Annotated in this window: 1 protein-coding gene; it reads right to left on the reverse strand. The window is 41.8% G+C overall.

Going from position 1 to position 263, the window contains the following annotated elements:
• The coding region (locus tag JEM65_RS22680; protein WP_233530817.1) for a hypothetical protein at nt 1–191 on the reverse strand (191 nt) is incomplete at its 3' end.
• Nucleotides 192–263: the final 72 nt, after the last annotated feature.

Here is a 263-nt window from a genome sequence, read left to right on the forward strand (position 1 = left end):
CGTAAGGTTGAAAACTGGTGATATAACTCATTAATCACTCTCCCTGTTTTGCGTTTGAAAAAAATAATGATCCACTCATTTTTGAAGACAGTTACTGCAATTGGAAGAAGGGGTTCAAAGAAGTTGGCCGAGACACTCTGTGGAGGTGATAAAGATAACTCAGGGGATGTGAAGTTATTCGAAGGTGCCATTTGTTTGTTTCAGTGTCTGGATATGTCAATAAGGGTGAGCTCTTGGCCATTATGGGTCCATCTTCGGCGGGA

The sequence above is a fragment of the Gelidibacter salicanalis genome (genome assembly GCF_016469035.1).
Taxonomy (GTDB): Bacteria; Bacteroidota; Bacteroidia; order Flavobacteriales; family Flavobacteriaceae; genus Gelidibacter; species Gelidibacter salicanalis_A.